Annotated in this window: 23 protein-coding genes; 22 read left to right on the forward strand and 1 reads right to left on the reverse strand. The window is 50.0% G+C overall.

The genetic code is table 11. The features are described from left to right. The first annotated feature begins 5 nt into the window (after window positions 1-5). The 21 genes from NQ490_RS10625 to NQ490_RS10725 all read left to right on the forward strand — a co-directional run bounded on the left by NQ490_RS10625 (window position 6) and on the right by NQ490_RS10725 (window position 19,245). The gene (locus NQ490_RS10625) at window positions 6-317 is read left to right on the forward strand and encodes a DUF5720 family protein (protein ID WP_007045765.1); all 312 of its coding nucleotides are present in this window, start codon (window positions 6-8) and stop codon (window positions 315-317) included. Window positions 318-329: 12 nt separating this feature from the next. Beyond that, entirely contained in the window at window positions 330-749 is a 420-nt protein-coding gene (locus tag NQ490_RS10630; RefSeq protein ID WP_007045766.1) for a DUF4313 domain-containing protein, read from the forward strand. Between the two features lie 86 nt (window positions 750-835). Then, window positions 836-1,336, forward strand: coding sequence for a PcfB family protein (locus NQ490_RS10635; protein WP_002570687.1), 501 nt, complete (start codon window positions 836-838; stop codon window positions 1,334-1,336). Beyond that, window positions 1,333-3,162 carry a VirD4-like conjugal transfer protein, CD1115 family gene (locus tag NQ490_RS10640; protein ID WP_007045768.1) on the forward strand — a complete coding sequence of 610 codons (1,830 nt, stop codon included), beginning with the start codon at window positions 1,333-1,335 and terminating at the stop codon, window positions 3,160-3,162. The genes NQ490_RS10635 and NQ490_RS10640 overlap by 4 nt, the downstream gene beginning before the upstream one ends. A gap of 218 nt (window positions 3,163-3,380) precedes the next feature. After that, a complete protein-coding gene (locus tag NQ490_RS10645; protein ID WP_003525154.1) occupies window positions 3,381-3,599 on the forward strand; it encodes a Maff2 family mobile element protein in 219 nt (72 codons plus the stop codon). Between the two features lie 69 nt (window positions 3,600-3,668). Beyond that, a complete protein-coding gene (locus tag NQ490_RS10650; RefSeq protein ID WP_002576236.1) occupies window positions 3,669-4,538 on the forward strand; it encodes a VirB6/TrbL-like conjugal transfer protein, CD1112 family in 870 nt (289 codons plus the stop codon). A gap of 20 nt (window positions 4,539-4,558) precedes the next feature. Further along, complete coding sequence (locus NQ490_RS10655) at window positions 4,559-5,014, forward strand: PrgI family protein (RefSeq protein WP_002576235.1); 456 nt, start codon at window positions 4,559-4,561, stop codon at window positions 5,012-5,014. Beyond that, window positions 4,971-7,373 carry a VirB4-like conjugal transfer ATPase, CD1110 family gene (locus tag NQ490_RS10660; RefSeq protein ID WP_007045771.1) on the forward strand — a complete coding sequence of 801 codons (2,403 nt, stop codon included), beginning with the start codon at window positions 4,971-4,973 and terminating at the stop codon, window positions 7,371-7,373. Before NQ490_RS10655 ends, NQ490_RS10660 begins: the two co-directional genes overlap by 44 nt. Further along, window positions 7,373-7,753, forward strand: coding sequence for a DUF3851 domain-containing protein (locus NQ490_RS10665; RefSeq protein ID WP_429835015.1), 381 nt, complete (start codon window positions 7,373-7,375; stop codon window positions 7,751-7,753). The genes NQ490_RS10660 and NQ490_RS10665 overlap by 1 nt, the downstream gene beginning before the upstream one ends. Further along, window positions 7,746-9,482, forward strand: a complete 1,737-nt coding sequence (locus NQ490_RS10670) for a C40 family peptidase (RefSeq protein ID WP_007045773.1) — start codon at window positions 7,746-7,748, stop codon at window positions 9,480-9,482. The genes NQ490_RS10665 and NQ490_RS10670 overlap by 8 nt, the downstream gene beginning before the upstream one ends. A 28-nt stretch (window positions 9,483-9,510) precedes the next feature. Continuing rightward, a complete protein-coding gene (locus NQ490_RS10675) occupies window positions 9,511-9,762 on the forward strand; it encodes a DUF4315 family protein (protein ID WP_007045774.1) in 252 nt (83 codons plus the stop codon). Beyond that, window positions 9,752-10,516, forward strand: a complete 765-nt coding sequence (locus NQ490_RS10680) for a DUF4366 domain-containing protein (RefSeq protein ID WP_040917404.1) — start codon at window positions 9,752-9,754, stop codon at window positions 10,514-10,516. Before NQ490_RS10675 ends, NQ490_RS10680 begins: the two co-directional genes overlap by 11 nt. After that, window positions 10,513-10,707, forward strand: a complete 195-nt coding sequence (locus NQ490_RS10685) for a hypothetical protein (protein WP_003526245.1) — start codon at window positions 10,513-10,515, stop codon at window positions 10,705-10,707. The genes NQ490_RS10680 and NQ490_RS10685 overlap by 4 nt, the downstream gene beginning before the upstream one ends. Beyond that, complete coding sequence (locus tag NQ490_RS10690; protein ID WP_007045776.1) at window positions 10,704-11,387, forward strand: hypothetical protein; 684 nt, start codon at window positions 10,704-10,706, stop codon at window positions 11,385-11,387. The genes NQ490_RS10685 and NQ490_RS10690 overlap by 4 nt, the downstream gene beginning before the upstream one ends. Beyond that, on the forward strand, window positions 11,374-13,482 hold the full coding sequence (locus tag NQ490_RS10695) for a type IA DNA topoisomerase (protein ID WP_007045777.1): 2,109 nt from the start codon (window positions 11,374-11,376) through the stop codon (window positions 13,480-13,482). The genes NQ490_RS10690 and NQ490_RS10695 overlap by 14 nt, the downstream gene beginning before the upstream one ends. Continuing rightward, window positions 13,479-13,757 (forward strand): hypothetical protein, encoded by a 279-nt coding sequence (locus NQ490_RS10700; RefSeq protein ID WP_007045778.1) that lies wholly within the window; start codon window positions 13,479-13,481, stop codon window positions 13,755-13,757. Before NQ490_RS10695 ends, NQ490_RS10700 begins: the two co-directional genes overlap by 4 nt. 6 nt (window positions 13,758-13,763) lie before the next feature. Further along, window positions 13,764-17,048 (forward strand): YodL domain-containing protein, encoded by a 3,285-nt coding sequence (locus NQ490_RS10705; protein ID WP_007045779.1) that lies wholly within the window; start codon window positions 13,764-13,766, stop codon window positions 17,046-17,048. A 1-nt stretch (window position 17,049) separates the two neighbouring features. Beyond that, entirely contained in the window at window positions 17,050-17,265 is a 216-nt protein-coding gene (locus NQ490_RS10710) for a transposon-transfer assisting family protein (RefSeq protein ID WP_007045780.1), read from the forward strand. A gap of 148 nt (window positions 17,266-17,413) precedes the next feature. Beyond that, window positions 17,414-18,052, forward strand: a complete 639-nt coding sequence (locus tag NQ490_RS10715) for an alpha/beta fold hydrolase (protein WP_007045781.1) — start codon at window positions 17,414-17,416, stop codon at window positions 18,050-18,052. A 28-nt stretch (window positions 18,053-18,080) separates the two neighbouring features. Then, on the forward strand, window positions 18,081-18,683 hold the full coding sequence (locus NQ490_RS10720) for an alpha/beta fold hydrolase (protein ID WP_007045782.1): 603 nt from the start codon (window positions 18,081-18,083) through the stop codon (window positions 18,681-18,683). An 88-nt stretch (window positions 18,684-18,771) separates the two neighbouring features. Next, window positions 18,772-19,245, forward strand: coding sequence for a GNAT family N-acetyltransferase (locus NQ490_RS10725; protein WP_084759067.1), 474 nt, complete (start codon window positions 18,772-18,774; stop codon window positions 19,243-19,245). Here the strand turns inward: NQ490_RS10725 and NQ490_RS10730 are convergent. Then, a complete protein-coding gene (locus NQ490_RS10730; RefSeq protein ID WP_007045784.1) occupies window positions 19,240-19,986 on the reverse strand; it encodes a hypothetical protein in 747 nt (248 codons plus the stop codon). The two genes, NQ490_RS10725 and NQ490_RS10730, sit on opposite strands and share 6 nt — an antisense overlap. Window positions 19,987-20,140: 154 nt before the next feature. Between NQ490_RS10730 and NQ490_RS10735 the strand changes: the two genes are divergently transcribed. Next, window positions 20,141-20,497 (forward strand): TnpV protein, encoded by a 357-nt coding sequence (locus tag NQ490_RS10735; RefSeq protein ID WP_040917406.1) that lies wholly within the window; start codon window positions 20,141-20,143, stop codon window positions 20,495-20,497. Window positions 20,498-20,506: the final 9 nt, after the last annotated feature.

A 20,506-nucleotide genomic window follows, 5' to 3' on the forward strand; every position in this document is an offset into this window, starting at 1 on the left:
GTTTTATGCAGGAAGGCAAAACAATCGGTCAGCTGATGGAGGAAATGCGCCAGAAAGCCGGGGCGCAGAACTATCACGGCCATGACTACATGGATCTCCAGCGGTTTGCGGAGAACACCCGGCACATGATTATTTTTGATGTGCTGACGCATGATTCCCCGGTGGGCTGGAAAGGAGAACGCACCCGCCTGTTTTTGTCAGAGATAGGCTATGAAAAAGCTCTGGACAGTCAGGCAAAGGGGCAGATCAAGATTCTCAGCCATGCAAAGGTCAGAAATGGAGATTTGTTTTATGACCACAAAGAACAGATACGATAGGAGGAATCCGATATGAATGAGGAAAAGAAAGTAGCCTTTAAGTGGGAATATGGGGAAGAAACCATATCGCTGCAACTTGGGATGTATGCGAATAATCAGCGGCTTTATATCGGCATGATTACCCATACAGAAGATGGGGAGGAACCGTTTGCAGATATGACGGTGAACCTTCCGGGGTATTCCCTGGACCCCGGAGAGGCGTTTATTTCCGGTGACATCAGCAAGGACCTGCTGCGATTCATCAAAGAGAACAAATTGGGGAAGGTGCTTCCCTACCAGGTGCAGTCCGGTTATGGAAAATATTCTGCCGTTGCCTTTGATCTGGAGAAGTTGAAGGCATTTGACCCCAAAGGTGTGGCTGAGTTTCGGAAAGAGTGGAATCTGCCGGATAAGAAGCCGGTAAAGAAAAAGAGCCGCGGGATGGAGCGATGAAGAAATATTTTCTCCGGAGGCTGGTGGTTCCGCCTTAGAAATAAATGCACCACCCCTGCACATTTTGTGGAAAGGAGGCGATGAAAATGCAGGAAGAAGTGGAAAACAGGACTTTAACGCTGGTTGTCAGTGGAACAAAGTTCACCGGCAGGCTGCTCAAAGCCGCCATCAGCAAGTACATGGCCCACTGCAAGGAAAAGAAGCTGCAAAAGCAAAGAAGCCGTGACGCTCCTGTGACACCCCACGGCAAACAGACCGTCAAGCAGCTCATTGGTCAGAATCAGGGGATCTCCAATATCGAGATCACAGACCCTTCCATCAAGGAATTTGAGAAGATCGCCCGGAAATATGGTGTGGATTATGCGGTGAAGAAAGACCGCAGCAGCTCCCCGCCCAAGTACCTGATCTTTTTCAAAGGCCGTGACGCCGATGCGCTGACCGCTGCATTTACCGAGTACACCAGCAAAAAGGTCAAGAAGGCCGAGAAAACGGAACGCCCGTCTGTGCTGGCAAAACTCAGTCAGTTCAAAGAGATGGTCAAAAATGCCGTGGTGGACCGCACCAAGCGAAAGGAGCTGGAACGATGAAAAAGCAGCTTGACATCAAAAAGCTCGTTTTGCTGAACCTGCCCTATCTCCTGATGGGGCTGTTTGCTACCAACTTCGGGGAGGCATGGCGGCTGGCACAGGGGGCAAATGCTTCAGAGAAATTCCTTTCCCTGTTTGCTGTCCTGCCTGGAGCGCTGCAAAGTTTCTGGCCCAGCCTGCACCCGTTGGATCTGCTGGTGGGGCTGTGCTGCGGTGCTGGCCTGCGTCTGGCGGTGTATCTCAAAAGTAAAAACGCCAAGAAGTACCGTCATGGCATGGAGTATGGTTCTGCCCGTTGGGGAACCAGTGAGGATATTGCTCCCTACATCGACCCGGTGTTCCAGAACAATGTCATTCTCACAAAAACCGAAAGCCTGACCATGAACAGCCGCCCCAAGGACCCAAAGACCGCCAGAAACAAAAATGTGCTGGTGATCGGCGGCTCCGGTTCCGGTAAGACCCGTTTCTGGCTCAAACCAAATCTGATGCAGATGCACAGTTCTTATGTGGTCACAGACCCGAAGGGAACCATTTTGGTGGAGTGCGGGAAAATGCTCCAAAGGGGCGCACCCAAACTGGGAAAGGACGGAAAGCCCATGAAGGATAAGCACGGCAAGGTCATTTATGAGCCGTACCGCATCAAGGTTCTAAATACCATCAACTTCCGAAAATCAATGCACTATAACCCTTTCGCCTATATCCATAGCGAAAAGGACATCTTGAAGCTGGTCACAACGCTGATCGCCAATACCAAAGGCGAAGGCAAGGCCGGGGACGATTTTTGGGTCAAAGCAGAGACCTTGCTGTATTGCGCGCTGATTGGGTATATCCACTATGAGGCTCCGGTAGAGGAGCAGAATTTCTCTACCCTCATCGAGTTCATCAACGCCATGGAGGTTCGGGAGGATGACGAGGAGTTCAAAAACCCGGTAGACCTGATGTTTGATGCACTGGAATCGGAAAAGCCAAACCACTTCGCAGTGCGGCAGTATAAGAAATATAAGCTGGCAGCCGGAAAAACAGCCAAGTCGATTCTTATTTCCTGTGGTGCGCGCCTTGCCGTATTTGACATTGCAGAGTTGCGCGAGGTCACAGCTTATGACGAGCTGGAGCTGGATACTCTGGGAGACCGGAAAACTGCCCTGTTCCTCATTATGAGTGATACGGATGACAGTTTTAACTTTCTCATTTCCATGTGCTACACCCAGTTATTCAACCTGCTTTGTGAAAAGGCCGACGATGTGTATGGCGGCAGGCTTCCGGTTCATGTGCGCTGTCTGATTGATGAGTGTGCCAACATCGGGCAGATTCCGAAACTGGAAAAGCTGGTGGCCACCATCCGAAGCCGTGAGATCTCCGCCTGTCTGGTGTTGCAGGCGCAGAGTCAGCTCAAGGCGATCTATAAGGACAACGCGGATACCATCATCGGTAACATGGATACTTCCATCTTCCTGGGCGGTAAGGAACCGACCACCCTCAAGGAGCTGGCTGCCGTGCTGGGCAAGGAAACCATCGACACCTACAACACCGGAGAGAGCCGTGGCAGGGAGACTTCCCACTCGCTCAACTATCAGAAATTGGGAAAAGAGCTGATGAGCCAGGACGAGCTGGCAGTTATGGATGGCGGCAAGTGCATCTTGCAGTTGCGCGGTGTGCGTCCGTTTCTTTCAGACAAGTATGACATTACCAGACACCCTAATTTCAAATACACAGCTGATGCAGACAAGCGAAATACCTTTGATATTGAAGCATTTTTGTCTGCCAGACTAAAACTCAAGCCTGATGAGGTCTGCGATGTATATGAAGTAGACACGGAGGGCGTGTAATACGGTTCCGCTGAGAAAGGAGTGATCGTATCTATTTGCCGCAACTGCCTCTGTTGAGGCCATTGGCGTACAAAGCGGGCAATCATCAACAAAATAATGAAAAAGGAGGACAGCCGGAATCATGCCCCCGGAAACCGGGCGGTAGATTGTTCCGGCTTTTGTATGCCTATGAAACATGACAAACCTATTTTTTAATCAGATTCCGGCTAACAAACTATATGGCATTTTTTGAACAGGCAATTACCGTTCTTCAGACTCTCGTTATCGCTCTGGGCGCTGGTCTTGGTATCTGGGGTGTCATCAACCTGTTGGAAGGTTACGGCAACGACAACCCTGGCGCAAAATCTCAGGGCATGAAGCAGCTCATGGCCGGCGCTGGTGTAGCCGTAGTCGGCATGGTCCTTGTACCTCTGCTCTCCGGACTGTTCTCTGTCTAAGCGTTCCTGCATGAAATCCTTGCCGCTCCCGCAGCTTTGCGGGGGCGGCGGAAAGGAGGTTGACACCGTATGGATTTCTTACTTGAAGCCCTGACAAATTGGCTGAAAGAAATGCTGGTGGGCGGTATTATGAGCAACCTTTCGGGGATGTTTGACAGCGTAAACCAACAGGTCGCGGATATATCCGTACAGGTAGGACAGACCCCACAGGGATGGAATGGCAGTATTTTCAATATGATTGAGAATCTGTCAAACTCCATCATGGTGCCGATTGCAGGTGTGATCCTGGCTATCGTGATGACCGTAGACCTGATCCAGATGATTGCAGACAAGAACAACCTGCATGATGTGGATACCTGGATGATTTTCAAGTGGGTGTTCAAATCAGCTGCTGCCATCCTCATTGTCACAAACACATGGAATATCGTGATGGGCGTCTTTGATATGGCGCAGAGCGTGGTGGCGCAGGCGGCAGGGATTATCAATTCGGATGCGTCCATTGACATTTCCTCAGTTATGACCGATCTGGAACCGAGGCTGATGGAAATGGATTTGGGACCGCTGTTCGGACTGTGGTTCCAATCCCTCTTTATTGGCATTACCATGTGGGCGTTGTATATCTGTATCTTTATCGTTATTTATGGCCGTATGATCGAGATCTACCTTGTAACTTCGGTGGCTCCCGTTCCAATGGCTGCAATGATGGGTAAAGAATGGGGCGGTATGGGACAGAATTACCTCCGATCCCTGCTGGCACTGGGCTTTCAGGCGTTTCTCATTATCGTCTGTGTGGCAATTTATGCTGTGCTGGTGCAGAACATCGCTCTGGAAGATGACATCATCATGGCAATCTGGAGCTGCGTGGGCTACACCGTACTGCTATGTTTTACGCTGTTCAAAACCGGAAGTCTCGCCAAATCAGTCTTTCAGGCGCACTAAAACGGAAGGAGGTTTCCACATTGGCTTATGTACCCGTACCCAAGGACTTAACAAAAGTCAAAACAAAGGTCATGTTCAATCTGACCAAGCGGCAGCTTATCTGCTTCACGGGCGGAGCGCTTATTGGCGTACCGCTTTTCTTTTTGCTCAGAAAACCTACCGGAAACAGTGTAGCGGCTATGTGTATGATGCTGGTTATGCTGCCCTTCTTTATGCTGGCTATGTACGAAAAGCATGGACAGCCCCTGGAAAAGATCGTGGGCAACATTCTCAAAGTAGCTGTGATCCGTCCAAAGCAGCGACCTTACCAGACCAACAACTTTTATGCCGTATTAAAGCGGCAGGAAATGCTCGATAAGGAGGTGTATGACATTGTTCACCGCAATAAAAAAATGGCTGCATCGGATGTTCGGAAAAACCGAGGAAAAAACTGTGCAGCCGGTAAAGACAAAGAAAAAGCTGTCCCGCGCCGATAAGAAGCAGATCGAAGCGGCCATTGCCCGCGCTAACCGCACGGACAAAAAAGGAAAATCTGCGCAGGACAGTATCCCTTATGAACGGATGTGGCCGGACGGAATCTGCCGCGTATCGGACAGCCACTACACAAAGACCATCCAGTTTCAGGACATCAACTATCAGCTCTCCCAAAACGAAGATAAGACGGCAATCTTTGAGGGGTGGTGTGATTTCCTCAATTATTTTGACAGCTCGATTCATTTCCAGCTGTCTTTTTTGAACCTTGCGGCATCGGAGGAGACCTTTGCTAACTCCATTTCCATCCCGCCCCAGAGGGACGCCTTTGACAGTATCCGCGAGGAATACACCACAATGCTGCAAAATCAGCTGGCCAGAGGTAACAACGGTCTCATCAAGACCAAATACCTGACCTTTGGTATCGACGCGGACAGCATCAAAGCCGCCAAGCCCCGTCTGGAGCGTATTGAGACAGATATACTTAATAACTTCAAGCGTCTTGGTGTAGCTGCCAGAACGCTGGACGGTAAAGAAAGGCTTTTTCAGCTTCATGCGGTATTCCACATGGATGAACAACTCCCGTTTCAGTTTGAATGGGACTGGCTGGCTCCTTCCGGTCTGTCCACAAAGGATTTTATTGCACCAAGCTCCTTTGAGTTCCGCACCGGCAAGCAGTTCCGTATGGGCAAGAAATACGGGGCTGTTTCTTTTTTGCAGATTCTCGCACCGGAACTGAATGACCGTTTGCTGGCTGATTTTCTGGATATGGAAAGCTCGCTCATTGTGAGTATGCACATTCAGTCGGTGGATCAGGTGAAAGCCATCAAAACGGTAAAGCGGAAGATTACCGACCTGGACCGCAGCAAGATCGAGGAACAGAAAAAAGCAGTCCGTGCCGGATACGACATGGACATCATTCCATCTGACCTTGCTACCTACGGCAGTGAAGCGAAAAAACTCTTGCAGGATTTGCAGAGCCGCAACGAGAGAATGTTCCTTTTGACCTTTCTGGTGCTGAACACAGCGGACAATCCCCGTCAGCTTGGCAACAACATTTTCCAGGCAGGCTCCATTGCCCAGAAGTATAACTGTCAGTTGACCAGGCTGGACTTCCAGCAGGAAGAAGGGCTGATGAGCTGTCTGCCCCTGGGACTCAATCAGATCGAGATCCAGCGAGGACTGACCACCAGTTCTACGGCTATCTTTGTACCGTTCACCACACAGGAATTATTCCAGAACGGCAAAGAAGCTCTGTACTATGGCATCAATGCTCTATCCAACAACCTCATCATGGTGGATCGAAAGCTGCTGAAAAACCCAAACGGCCTGATTTTGGGTACGCCGGGTTCCGGTAAGTCCTTCAGCGCAAAACGAGAAATTGCCAACTGCTTTTTGCTTACCAGTGATGATGTTATCATCTGTGACCCGGAAGCAGAGTACGCACCTCTGGTGGAGCGTCTGCATGGGCAGGTCATCAAGATCTCGCCTACCTCCACCAACTACATCAATCCGATGGATCTGAATCTGGACTATTCGGATGATGAAAGCCCGCTGTCACTCAAGTCTGACTTTATCCTCAGCTTGTGTGAGCTGATTGTGGGTGGTAAGGAGGGCTTGCAGCCGGTGCAGAAAACCATCATCGACCGCTGTGTGCGCCTGGTCTATCAGACCTATCTCAATGACCCGCGCCCGGAGAATATGCCCGTTTTGGAGGATCTGTATAACCTGCTCCGGGAACAGGAAGAAAAGGAAGCTCAGTATATCGCTACGGCCCTTGAAATCTATGTAACCGGCTCCCTCAATGTATTCAATCACCAGAGCAATGTGGACATCAACAACCGCATTGTCTGCTATGACATCAAGGAACTGGGCAAGCAGCTTAAAAAAATCGGTATGCTGGTGGTTCAGGATCAGGTATGGAACCGCGTTACCATCAACCGTGCCGCCCACAAGTCCACCCGTTACTACATCGACGAGATGCACCTGCTTTTGAAGGAGGAACAGACCGCCGCCTATACGGTAGAAATTTGGAAGCGATTCAGAAAATGGGGCGGTATTCCGACAGGTATCACCCAGAATGTCAAAGACCTTTTGAGCAGCCGCGAGGTGGAAAATATCTTTGAAAATTCCGACTTCGTGTATATGCTCAACCAGGCAGGCGGAGACCGTCAGATCCTCGCCAAGCAGCTGGGCATTTCCACGCACCAGCTTAGCTATGTGACCCACTCCGGTGAGGGCGAGGGCCTGCTGTTCTATGGCTCCACAATTCTGCCTTTCGTGGACCACTTCCCGAAGAGTACCGAGCTGTACCGCATTATGACCACCAAACCCCAGGAACTGAAAAAGAAGGAGGATGAATGATGATGAACCCCAACATTTTGAATCAAAACCCGCTGATGTTTTTTGACAGGGCGGTAAATGCCCAGCGCAGCCAGCTGCTTACGGTCATGGCCGATGCGGTAAGTGAGTGCCGCACGGCGGCAGATCAGGCAGCCGAACTGAATGAGACCGGTCAGGTGGGGCTGCTCCGTCTGGCAGAGGTCTGGAGCACCATCCGTGCCAAGGAAGGTATGGGCGGTCTGGTTCTGGAAGGAACCGAAGCGAAAATCCTGTCCGATGTGGTGGCACAGTTTTACGCCTACCTGTCCGGTTGTATGTTCAACGATCCTGTGGGAATGGCCATTTATGCAGAGCTGCACTACATGATGTCCTCCCTCATGCTGGGAGAATGGTTTGAATAAGGAGCCGCGCCTGCGCTTTACTGATGAGGAACGGTCTGATCCTGCACTGGAAAAGCCGATCCGTAAAGCGGAGAAAGCTGCGGCTAGAGCAGATAAGGCGCAGGCCAATATCCCAAAGAAAAAGGTCAGGCAGACGGTCATTGACCCGGATACCGGAAAAAAGACCTCGAAGCTGACCTTTGAGGACAAGAAAAAGCCACCCTCCAAAGTTTCTCAAGGAGTCAGGGAAGCTCCCGTCTATCTGGTCGCAGGCAAGCTACACAAAGAGATCCGGGAAACAGAGCAGGACAATGTGGGCGTGGAAAGCGCCCACAAGTCCGAGGAAGCGGTGGAGACCGGCGCTTATCTGGTGCGGGAGGGCTATCGCAGCCACAAGCTGAAGCCATACCGCAAAGCAGCACAGGCAGAGCGCCAACTGGAAAAGGCAAATGTAAATGTTCTGTACCAGAAATCTTTACAGGAAAATCCCCAGTTTGCCAGCAACCCTCTTTCCCGCTGGCAGCAAAAGCAGGCCATCAAAAAGCAGTATGCCGCCGCCAAACACGCCGGTCAGACTGCCGGAAATACCGCCCAGGCTGCATCCAAAACCGGAAAAGCCGCAAGGACGGTAAAAGAAAAGGCACAGCAGGCAGGGGCGTTCGTCATGCGCCACAAGAAGGGTTTCCTGATGGCAGGGGTTTTGTTCCTCATTACCTGTATGCTGATGAATACCATGTCCTCCTGCTCCATGATGGCGCAGAGCATCGGTTCCGTTCTCTCCGGCACCACTTATCCGTCGGATGACCCGGAAATGTTGGCAGTGGAGGCAGATTATGCAGTCAGAGAAGTCCAGCTGCAGGAGGAAATCGACAACATTGAAAGCAGCCACCCAGGGTATGACGAGTATCGCTATGACCTTGGTATGATCGGCCATGACCCTCATGAGCTGGCAGCATTTCTGTCTGCCGTCTTGCAAGGTTACACCCAGCAGAGCGCTCAGGCAGAGCTGGCGCGTGTGTTTGCAGCACAGTATCAGCTGACGCTTACTGAGGAAGTGGAGATTCGCTACCGCACGGAGACCTCCACCGACCCGGAGACCGGCGAGACCACCTCAGAAGAAGTCCCCTATGAGTATTACATTTTGAATGTGAAACTCACCAGCAAGCCCATTTCCGCTGTGGCGTCGGAGTTACTGACCCCGGAGCAGATGGAAATGTATCAGGTCTACCGACAGACCATGGGCAATAAGTCGTTGTTGTTTGGCGGCGGTTCCCCTGATACCAGCGGCTCGGAAGATCTGTCCGGTGTGCAGTTCATTAACGGTACCCGCCCCGGCAATCCTCAGCTGGTGGAACTGGCCAAGCGTCAGGTGGGCAATGTGGGCGGCTATCCTTATTGGAGCTGGTATGGCTTTGACAGCCGCGTGGAGTGGTGCGCCTGCTTTGTATCCTGGTGTTATAACCAGGCTGGAAAAAGTGAACCGCGCTTTGCAGGCTGTGAGTGGCAGGGCGTTCCGTGGTTCCAGTCTCATGGACAATGGGGTGCAAGAGGCTATAATAATCTGGCTCCCGGAGATGCAATTTTCTTTGATTGGGATTTGGATGGGACAGCAGACCATGTGGGTATCGTGATCGGTACGGATGGCAGCCGTGTTTATACTGTGGAGGGAAATTCCGGCGATGCCTGCAAGATCAAAAGTTATGACCTGAATTATCAAAGCATTAAAGGCTATGGTCTGATGAACTGGTAACAGACTTTGTGGAAAGGAGTGAACGGTTATGGCAAAAAACAAAATTGAGCGCATTGACCAGGAGATTACAAAGGTCCGCGAGAAGATCGCAGAGTATCAGGAAAAGCTCAAGGCGCTGGAAGCACAGAAAACCGAGGCAGAAAATCTGGAGATCGTCCAGATGGTGCGCGCCCTGCGTATGACCCCGACCCAGTTGAGCGCCATGCTGTCCGGTGGCACAGTTCCCGGCAGTTTGGCTGATGAAAATAACGAACAGGAGGAAAACAGCTATGAGGAATAAACGATTGCTCCGAACACTTTCCGCCTTTTGCCTGACAATGGTTGTGGCATTTGGCTTTACGATCCCTGCTTTTGCACAGGGGTCAGAACAGGCTCCGGCGGCACCGGCAGAGGATTCTACCAATGATAGCAATGTGATTGTGGAAGAAACAGAACCAGCACCGGCACTTACACCGGAGGGGAATGCGGCACTGGTGGATGATTTTGGAGGTAATAAGCAGCTCATTACTGTTACCACCAAGGCTGGCAATTATTTTTACATTTTGATCGACAGGGCGAATGAGGATAAAAAGACTGCTGTTCATTTTCTGAACCAGGTGGATGAAGCGGATTTGATGGCACTGATGGAAGATGAAAATGTCAAAGAGAAGCCGGCTGCTGTGTGTAGCTGCACGACAAAATGTGAAGCAGGGGCAGTCAATACGGCTTGTCCGGTCTGTGCAACTGATAAGAGTAAATGTACGGGCAAAGCACCGGAACCTCCGGCAGAAACACCGGAACCGGAAAAAGAGAAGCCTGCCGGACTGAACCCGGCTGCGATAGTCCTTTTGCTGGCTCTGCTTGGAGGCGGTGGCGTATTTGCCTACTTGAAGCTCATTAAGAATAAGCCTAAGACCAAGGGCAATGACAGTCTGGACGATTATGATTATGGCGAGGAAGATTCCGAGGAATGGGAAACCGAAAATGAGGAGTCAGATGAGCCTGACGCTGGCGGGGGCAGCACAGAAGATGATGATGAGGACAGTGTGAAATGACCCGTTTCACAGACAGTCCCTATGAACGCATGATGACACGCAGGCCGGAGGGCGGGAGGGAAACTTCCCGTCCTCATTCTTTATCCCACAACCACCCCTGCTATGGTTGCGGGAGTTATGGAAGTCCCTGCGTAGGTATCTGCCATCGTGAGATGGAACGCTGGCTCAAAGAAAGGAAACGAAAAAAATGAGTGTTCTGATTATATTTATCAAGCTGATTGCTGTTTTTGACCTGCTTGTGATCGCCGTGTATTTTGGCGGCGACATTCTTTCTACCATGTTAAACAAACTTTGGAGAAAGCCAAAGCAAGATGATCCCTTTGATTTCTCCTTAGATACCACGACAGTTTCATTGTCCATAGATTCTATCCGTCAGCTTTATTCCGGTGACGCGGCAGATTTTGTGGAAGAAAAGATCCTGCCAAATGCGGAGAAAACAATGGCCGTTTTGACGGAACAAGAACAGACGGCGGCTCATCTGCTCTTATCCGCTCTGATCGGTTTTCTTGCAGCAGAAGCTCCTATGGATGAACAGAGCTTTCCTTTGATGATGGAACTTCTGAACTGCATGGAAGGGGAAAAAGAAGATGGTTGTCAGGATGCAGTAGATAGTTTACTTGAAGATGCCGCCTGCAATACCCGCCGTCACGAAGAATATTACAGCAATTATCAACGCTACCAGCTGATGCAGGTGGATAAAACCCGTGTCATTTTGGCTTGCCGTATCATCATCAATGACCTGCTGGGGAAACTGTACCGCTATGACTACCGGTTTGGTTATAACCTGCTACTGGATGAGGAAAACAGCATAGAGAAAAAACTGCACACGCCTGTGCGGGAAGAATGGGAGGCTGAAGATGATGAGATATAAACTGGTAATCGCTGAAAAACCATCGGTTGCACAAAGTCTGGCCGCCGTGATCGGCGCGACTGCTCGTAAGGACGGCTATCTGGAGGGGAACGGCTGGCGTGTCAGCTGGTGCGTGGGCCATCTGGCCGGTCTTGCGGATGCAGACAGTTATGATCCCAAGTATGCCAAGTGGCGATATGATGACCTGCCTATTCTGCCGGAGCATTGGCAGATGGTGGTGGGAAAGGATAAGAAAAAGCAGTTTGATATTCTCAAAAAGCTGATGAACGCCCCGGATGTGACCGAAGTGGTAAATGCCTGCGATGCCGGACGCGAGGGCGAGCTGATCTTCCGCAGCGTCTATGAGCTGGCAGGCTGTCAAAAGCCGATGAAAAGGCTCTGGATTTCTTCAATGGAGGACTCCGCCATAAGGGAAGGCTTTACAAACCTGCGCCCCGGTGCGGACTATGACGGACTTCGAGATGCTGCCCTCTGCCGTGCCAAGGCCGACTGGCTGGTGGGGATCAATGCGACAAGGCTTTTTTCCGTGCTGTACCACCGCACCCTCAACATCGGGCGCGTTATGTCCCCAACGCTGGCGCTCATTGTCCAACGAGAAGCTGAGATCGACACCTTTAAGCCGGTTCCCTTTTATACCGTGGCGCTGGAGCTGCCCGGTCTTACCGTATCCGGGGAGCGTATGAGTGACCGAGCAAGCGCAGAGCAGCTGAAAGAAGCCTGTCAGGGTGCAGCTGTCACAATCAAAAAAGTGGAGTGCAAGGAAAAGTCCGAAAAGCCGCCTGCCCTCTATGACCTGACTACTCTGCAAAGAGATGCCAACCGCCTGCTTGGATTTACAGCCCAGCAGACCCTGGACTATCTGCAAAGCCTGTATGAAAAGAAGCTCTGCACCTATCCCCGTACTGACAGCCGCTATCTGACCGGTGATATGGCAGACAGCCTGCCGGTGTTGGTGAATCTGGTTGCCAATGCTATGCTGTTTCGCAAAGGGATCGCCATTACCTGTGATCCGCAGACAGTCATCAACGATAAGAAAGTAACCGACCACCACGCAGTAATCCCTACCAGAAATCTCAAGGATGCAGACCTTTCTGCCCTTCCTGCGGGAGAAAAAGCGGTGCTGGAGCTGGTGGCCCTGCGTCTGCTGTGTGCAGTGGCCCAGCCCCATATCTATTCGGAAACCGTTGTGATTGCAGCGTGTGCCGGTAGGGAGTTTACCGCCAAAGGAAAAACGGTGAAGCACCCCGGATGGAAAGCACTGGAGGACGCCTACCGTGCCAAAATGAAGGATGCAGAGCCGAAAAAAGAGGGCGCAGAGAAAGCCCTGCCGGAGCTGACTGAAGGACAGACCCTTTCGGTTGCTGCGGCAATCGTCAAAGAAGGCAAAAGCAGTCCGCCTCAGCACTTTACGGAGGATACCCTATTGTCCGCGATGGAGACTGCCGGAAAAGAGGATATGCCGGAGGATGCCGAGCGAAAAGGTTTGGGGACACCGGCCACCCGTGCCGGTATTTTGGAAAAGCTGGTATCTGCCGGTTTTCTGGAACGAAAAAAGAACAGGAAAACGGTGCAGCTTCTCCCTTCCCACGATGCAGTTTCCCTGATCACCGTTCTGCCGGAACAGCTGCAATCTCCGCTTTTGACTGCCGAGTGGGAGTACCGCCTGGGCGAGATCGAGCGCGGGCAGCTTGCCCTGGAGGAGTTTTTAGACGGTATCAGTGCCATGCTGAAAGATCTGGTGGGGACTTATCAGGTCATCAAGGGAACCGAGTACCTGTTTGCCCCGCCCCGTGAGGTGGTAGGCAAATGCCCTCGCTGCGGTGGGGAAGTTGCAGAACTGCAAAAAGGCTTCTTCTGTCAGAATGATTCTTGCAAATTTGCAATCTGGAAAAATAACAAATGGTGGGCTGCCAAGAAAAAACAGCCGACCAAGGCTGTGGTGTCTGCACTGCTTAACGATGGCCGTGTCCATGTGACGGGCCTATATTCGGAGAAAACCGGAAAGACCTACGATGCCGCTGTGGTTTTGGAGGATGATGGACAGTACGCCAACTTCAAGCTGGAATTTGACCAGCGGAAAGGAGGCAGCCGATGAAGCTCTCTTTAGTGGAACGGGAAACCATTCTCCTCTATAACCAGGCAGAACCAATGGCTGAGATCTATACTCATGATCCCCGTCTGATGGAGAAGCTGGATCTGCTGGCAAAAAAGCACCCCGACCAGATCATCCGAAAGGACGCCCATAACTTTACCGTCCCCAAGCGGTGTGTATCAGTCCGAGAGCCATATAGCGCAGAACGCCGCAAAGCTGCCAGTGAGCGTGCGAAAGCTGCCGGATACCAGCCCCCTGCGAGAAAGTCCGGCAGTTAAAGGCACATGGCAGAGAATGTATTTGAAGCAGTCAAGCAGTCGGTCAGCACAAGAGAAGCGGCAGAGCTTTATGGGATAAAAGTCAAACGAAATGGCATGGCCTGCTGTCCCTTTCACGATGATAAGAACCCCAGCATGAAGGTAGACCAGCGGTTCCACTGCTTTGGCTGCGGTGAAGATGGGGATGTGATCGACTTTACCGCAAAGCTCTTTGACCTCTCTTCAAAAGAAGCGGCGGAGAAACTGGCACAGGACTTTGGCCTGATCTATGACAGTCAGGCCCCGCCCCGCAGGAGATATGTCCGGCAGAAAACCGAGGCGCAGAAGTTTCGTGAGGACCGGCAGCGGTGTTATCGCGTACTGTCCGATTACTACCATCTGCTGAAAAAATGGGGGATTGACCATTCTCCCCGGACACCGGAGGAAGAACCGCACCCCCGCTTTGTGGAAGCAATCCAGAAGAAAACCTATGTAGAGTACCTGTTGGACCTTTTTCTTTATGAAAGTGAAGAAGAACAAAGGGTATGGGTTGCAGAACACACAGCAGAAATCACACACTTGGAAAGGAGATTGAAAATCATGGCTGAGAACAAACCCACCAACCGAGAGCGGCTAAGGGAAATCACAGATGGCATCGAGCAGGGGATCAAGGAACTGTTTGAGAGTGAAAAGTATATGCGCTATCTGTCCGTCATGTCCCGCTTCCACCGCTATTCGGTAAACAACACCATGCTCATCTATATGCAGAAGCCGGACGCCACATTGGTAGCCGGATACAATAAGTGGAAAGACCAGTTTGAGCGTCATGTAAAAAAGGGCGAGCATGGCATTACCATCATCGCCCCCACACCGTATAAGAAGAAAATCGAGGAGCAGAAGCTGGACCCGGATACCAAGGCTCCGATTCTGGATAAAGACGGAAAGATCGTCACAGAGGAAAAAGAAATCGAAATCCCCATGTTTCGTCCGGTCAAGGTCTTTGATGTGAGCCAGACCGATGGGAAACCTTTGCCGGAGCTTGCTTCCTCCCTTTCCGGCAATGTGCCAAATTATGAGGCATTCATGGAGGCTCTGCGCCGCAGTGCGCCGGTGCCGATCACTTTTGAAGCAATGGCCGCCGATACGGACGGCTATTTTTCTACCGATCATCAGAAAATCGCCATTCGTCGGGGCATGAGTGAGGTGCAGACGGTTTCGGCCACAGTACACGAGATTGCCCACAGCAAGCTCCATGACCCTAAAAAATATGAAATGCTACCGTCATGGAAGGTTGTGCTGGAGAGTGAAGGTGGAACCAAGCATGATTTCAAGCTGGATTTTGCCACAGAAAAAGAAGCTGAACAGTTTGCTTCTGATATGGATTGGCGCTATGTGGACGAAAATCAGTTTGAATGGCGGCTTGCAGTTGAGGAAGATGCAACCGCAGAAAAACAGGCAATCAAAAACCGTCACACGGAGGAAGTGGAGGCTGAAAGCATTTCCTATGCGGTCTGCAAGTATTTTGGCATCGAGACTGGAGAAAACAGCTTCGGCTATATTGCAAGCTGGAGTAAGGGCAAGGAACTGAAAGAACTGAGAGCCAGTTTGGAGACCATCAACAAAACCTCCGACACTTTGATCTCCGATATTGAGCGCCACTATAAGGAAATCTGCAAAGAGCGCGGAATCGACCCTCATGCAAAGGTAGAGCCGGAACCCGCCCCGATAGAGCAGCCAGAAGATGCCGCTAAGGTATCTGATGGACAGCAGACCGGCAATCTGACCTACTATGTAGCAGAGTGCATGGAGTTTCCAAACCTCGGAGAATACCACGATAACCTGTCTTTGGAGGAAGCTGTCCGCATTTATCAGGAGATTCCGGCAGAGCGAATGAACGGGATCAAGGGCATTGGTTTTGAGCTGAAAGACGGAAGCGACTATGAAGGACCTTTTCCGATTTTGACCGGCCAGACCATTGACCTGGACACCATCCAGGCAATCGACTATTACCGTGATAATCCTCTGGTGCAAAAAGCGGTAAAGGAACTGGCTGCGGCAATGCCGGAAATGGAAGTGCTGGGGGCGGACGCCAATCAGCAGGAGGCTTTGTTTCTGATCGACAATGCCACCTATCTTCATATCCAGTCCTGTGACAGCGGCTGGGACTATACCCTTTACGATGCCGCATCCATGAAAGAGTTGGATGGTGGTCAGCTGGATATGCCGGAGATTTCCCGCATGAAGGCAGTTCTCCAGATTTGTGATGACAACGATTTGGGCAGAGACTCGGTAAAATACGCACCGTTGTCCATGATTGAGACCTTGCAGGAAGCTGCCTACCAGCAGATGCAGGCAGAGGCCAGTCAGATGACTGCTTCTTCCCAGCTGCCGGAGGCACAGGAGCAGGCGCTGGATGAATACCCAACGCCGGATGAGCAGGTCTCCACACCGGATATGCAGAAATACGGTTACTCTTATGACGGGATGCTCCCTGTTACCAGAGAACGGGCGCTGGAACTGGATGCCGCCGGTTTGACTGTCTATGTGCTGCATGAGGACAATACGGAGAGCATGGTGTTTGACCCGCAGGAGATCATGGAGCATGGCGGTCTTTTCGGCGTGGATCGTGAGGAATGGGAGAAAAGCCCTCAGTTCCACGAAAAGGTCATGGAGCGTCAGGAACATCAGCAGGAACGAGAACAGGCATTTCTCTCCCAGAACAGAAACTGCTTTGCCATCTACCAGGTGAGCCGTGACGATCCGCAGAATGTGCGCTTTATGAATCTGGACTGGTTAGAGTCCCATGATGTTTCCGTAGACCGCAGCAATTATGACCTCATCTACACCGCTCCGCTGAGTGAGTCTGGCACTGTGCCGGAGCAGCTGGAAAAACTCTATCAGCAATTCAATCTGGAAAAACCCGTAGACTTTCACAGTCCCTCCATGAGCGTCAGCGACATCGTTGCGATCAAACAGGACGGTAAGGTATCCTGTCATTACTGCGACAGCGTTGGTTTTACCCAGATCCCCGGATTCCTGCCGGAAAATCCGCTGAAAAATGCAGAGATGGCCGTAGAGGACGATTACGGCATGATCGACGGCATCATCAACAATGGCGCAAAAGAGCCTACGGTGGCAGAGCTGGAACAGCAGGCCCGAAGCGGTCAGCCCATTTCCCTGATGGCTCTGGCAGCCGCCACCCATCGGGAGGAATGGGAAAAGAAAAAATCCGTTGTGGAACAGCTGAAAAACCAGCCCAAAGCAGAACACAAAAAGACAGCACCCAAAAAGAGTGCGGAAAGGGAGATTTGATATGGGAAACTTTACTTTTGAGGAAATGAACCTGATGTGCATTTACAATACCGGCAGCCGCACCGGGCTGATCGACAGCCTGCGTGAAATGCACGGCGAGCTTTCGCCGGAGGAAACGGAACTGAGGGAGCTGACCGACAGTGCCCTTACGAAGCTCTGTGCGATGACCGATGAGGACTTCTCTCAGCTGGAGCTGTACCCGGATTTTGACCAGTAAATTTATCGTGTCAGGATGACATAGTGAGAGAAACTGTCCGATGGAAAGGCGGTTTCTTTTGTTTTTTACAAAAGCCCACTATACTTTTAAGGTTGAGGAAATTATAATGAATGATGGATAAACATAGAAATTATGGAGGATTACTATCGTGGATAAAGCAGTTATTTATATACATGGAAAAGGAGGAGATGCTGAAGAAGCTCTCCATTACAAGTCGCTCTTTAGTGATTGTGATGTAATTGGTCTTGACTATACTGCACAGTTTCCATGGGAAGCAAAAGAAGAATTTCCATTACTTTTTAATTCGATTTATAGAAACTACAAGACTGTTGAAATAATCGCCAATAGCATTGGAGCGTATTTTGCTATCAATGCCTTATCAAATCAGCAAATAGAGAAAGCATATTTTATTTCGCCCATTGTAGATATGGAAAGGCTTATTGCTGATATGATGATTTGGGCAAATGTTACAGAAGATGAACTCAAAGAGAAAAAAGAAATTCAGACAACCTTTGGAGAGACCCTTTCATGGGATTATCTTTGCTATGTAAGAGAAAATCCTATTATATGGAAAATCCCAACGCACATTTTGTATGGTGAAAAAGATAATCTTACCGCTTATGGAACGATATTTGAATTTGCCCAAAGAACCCATTCAACACTTTCTGTCATGAGAAATGGAGAACACTGGTTTCATACAGAAGAACAGATGAAGTTTTTGGACGAATGGATTGTTGAAAATTCTAAACACAATGACAGGTTTTCAAGAGCAACTTGTGTGCGTTGATGAATATCTTGAACTTAGGAGGTGTTTAATGAAAACGGTTCTTTTACATGGGTTGGGACAAACTGCACAGGATTGGAAAGAAGTAGTCCAACAACTATCAATTTCCGATGTCGATTGCCCAGAACTTTTTTCTTCAACAGAAGATGAAATATCATATTCGCAGATTTTAGGCGATTTAGAACAGCGGTATTCTGAAGAAAAAGAGCCGCTTCGTATCTGTGGTCTTTCGTTAGGTGCGCTTCTTGCGATTGATTTTGCTATTCAGCATGAAGAAAAAGTGGCTTCGCTGGTTTTGATTGGCGCACAATATAAAGTTCCAAGCTTACTGATAGATTTTCAAAATCTTATCTTCCGTTGTATGCCAAACAAGGCTTTTGAAAGTATGGGACTATCAAAAAGCAGCACCATAAAATTGGCTCACTCTATGCGATCATTGGATTTTACTGCGCAATTAAATAATATTTGTTGTCCAGTGACAATTTTGTGTGGCAAAAAGGATACTGCCAATCTAAAGGCTTCTAAAAGGCTAAAAGAATTGCTACCCCAAGCTACTTTGCACATCGTTCCAAATGCAGGACATGAACTCAATAAATATGCACCAAACACGATTGCAGAGATATTAAACAACTAAACACTCAAAACCTTACTCCTAAACTGGGGTTGTATCCAGATGTTGACCAGTAAATTTATTGAACCAAGATGAGGTGGTGAGAGAAGTTATGCAATATATGATACGAGAAATGAAAAGCCAAGAATACAGATTGTTAAGCGATTTTTTATACGAAGCGATTTATATTCCGGAAGGTGTTGAAGCACCACCTAGATCAGTCATAGACTTTCCAGAATTACAAGAATATATCATTGAGTTTGGGAATCGAAAACACGATAAAGCCTTAGTTGCAGAAATTCAAGGAGATATAGTAGGAGCTATTTGGGTAAGAATTATGAATGATTATGGACACATTGATAATGATACACCATCTCTTGCTATGTCTGTCTGCCCTCGATATAGAGGATTAGGCATTGGAACTTCATTATTGAAACAACTATTACAAGTAGAAAGATTGGCTGGATATTCAAAAATATCCCTGTCCGTTCAGAAAAGTAATTATGCAGTGAAAATGTATGAGAAAGTGGGATTTACTGTTGTTGACGAAAATGATGAGGAGTATATTATGATTGTAAATCTATAAAAAATACAGTTTGCATAACAAATAACCTAACCCCAATTTAATATTCACAGTTTTACCCAGCAGGAAATTATTTAGGTTTCCTGCTTTTCTTTTATCCAAAAACCGAAAGGAGGACAGAACACCATGCCAACCAAAGCTGAACTGTATGCGCAGATGGCGGACAAGGTGGCAACACAGCTCACGGGGAGCTGGCAGGAATGGGCAGGGTTTCTCACCACTGCTTCCCGCCTTTACAAATACCCGTTCCATGAGCAGCTGATGATCTACGCCCAGCGACCGGACGCCACCGCCTGTGCAGAGTACGATTTGTGGAATGAAAAGATGGGCCGATATGTAAGGCGCGGTTCCAAGGGAATCGCTCTGGTGGACGATTCCTGGGACAGACCACGCCTGCGCTATGTCTTTGACATTTCCGACACCGGAACCCGTGAACATTCCCGCACTCCTTGGCTGTGGCAGCTGGAGGAGCGTCATCTGGATTCCGTGCAGGCCATGCTGGAGCGCACCTACGATGTTTCCGGTGATGACCTTGCCGGACAACTCACCGAGGTAGCCGGAAAACTGGCCGAGGAATACTGGACGGAGCATCAGCAGGACTTCTTCTATATCGTTGACGGTTCCTTTTTGGAGGAATATGATGAGTATAACATCGGAGTGCAGTTTAAGGCAGCCGCCACCGTCAGCATCACTTACGCTTTGATGTCCCGCTGTGGACTGGAGCCGGAACGCTACTTCGACCACGAAGATTTCATGGCGATCTTTGATTTCAACACCCCGTCCACCATCGGGGCGCTGGGAACAGCGGTCAGCCAGATCAACCAGCAGGTGCTACGGCAGATCGGCGTCACCGTCCGAAATGCAGAGCGCGAAGCCAACCAAGAAAGGAGCAAACAAGATGAACAATCCCATGACCTATATCCAGAACGGAGACTATCTGATTCCCGACCTGAAGCTGAGCCAGCAGCCGGAGAAATCCCTGGGCAAGTACGGCAGGATGAGGAAAACCTATCTGAAGGAACACCGTCCCATCCTCTACAACCAGATGCTACTGAGCGAGAAGCTGTACCCGCACCTTCTGGAGATCGACGAGACCGCCCAGAGCAGACTGGAGCAGATGATACCCCAACTGGCGAAGGAAGCGGGAGCCACCGAGGAACTGAAAGCCAGCGATCCCATGAAGTGGGTGGGGCTGATGAACACCTGCAAAGCCCAGGCCGAGGAGATTCTGATGGCGGAGCTTATCAACAGCTGACCCTAAACC

This window comes from Subdoligranulum variabile (assembly GCF_025152575.1).
In the GTDB taxonomy this organism is placed as follows: domain Bacteria; phylum Bacillota; class Clostridia; order Oscillospirales; family Ruminococcaceae; genus Gemmiger; species Gemmiger variabilis.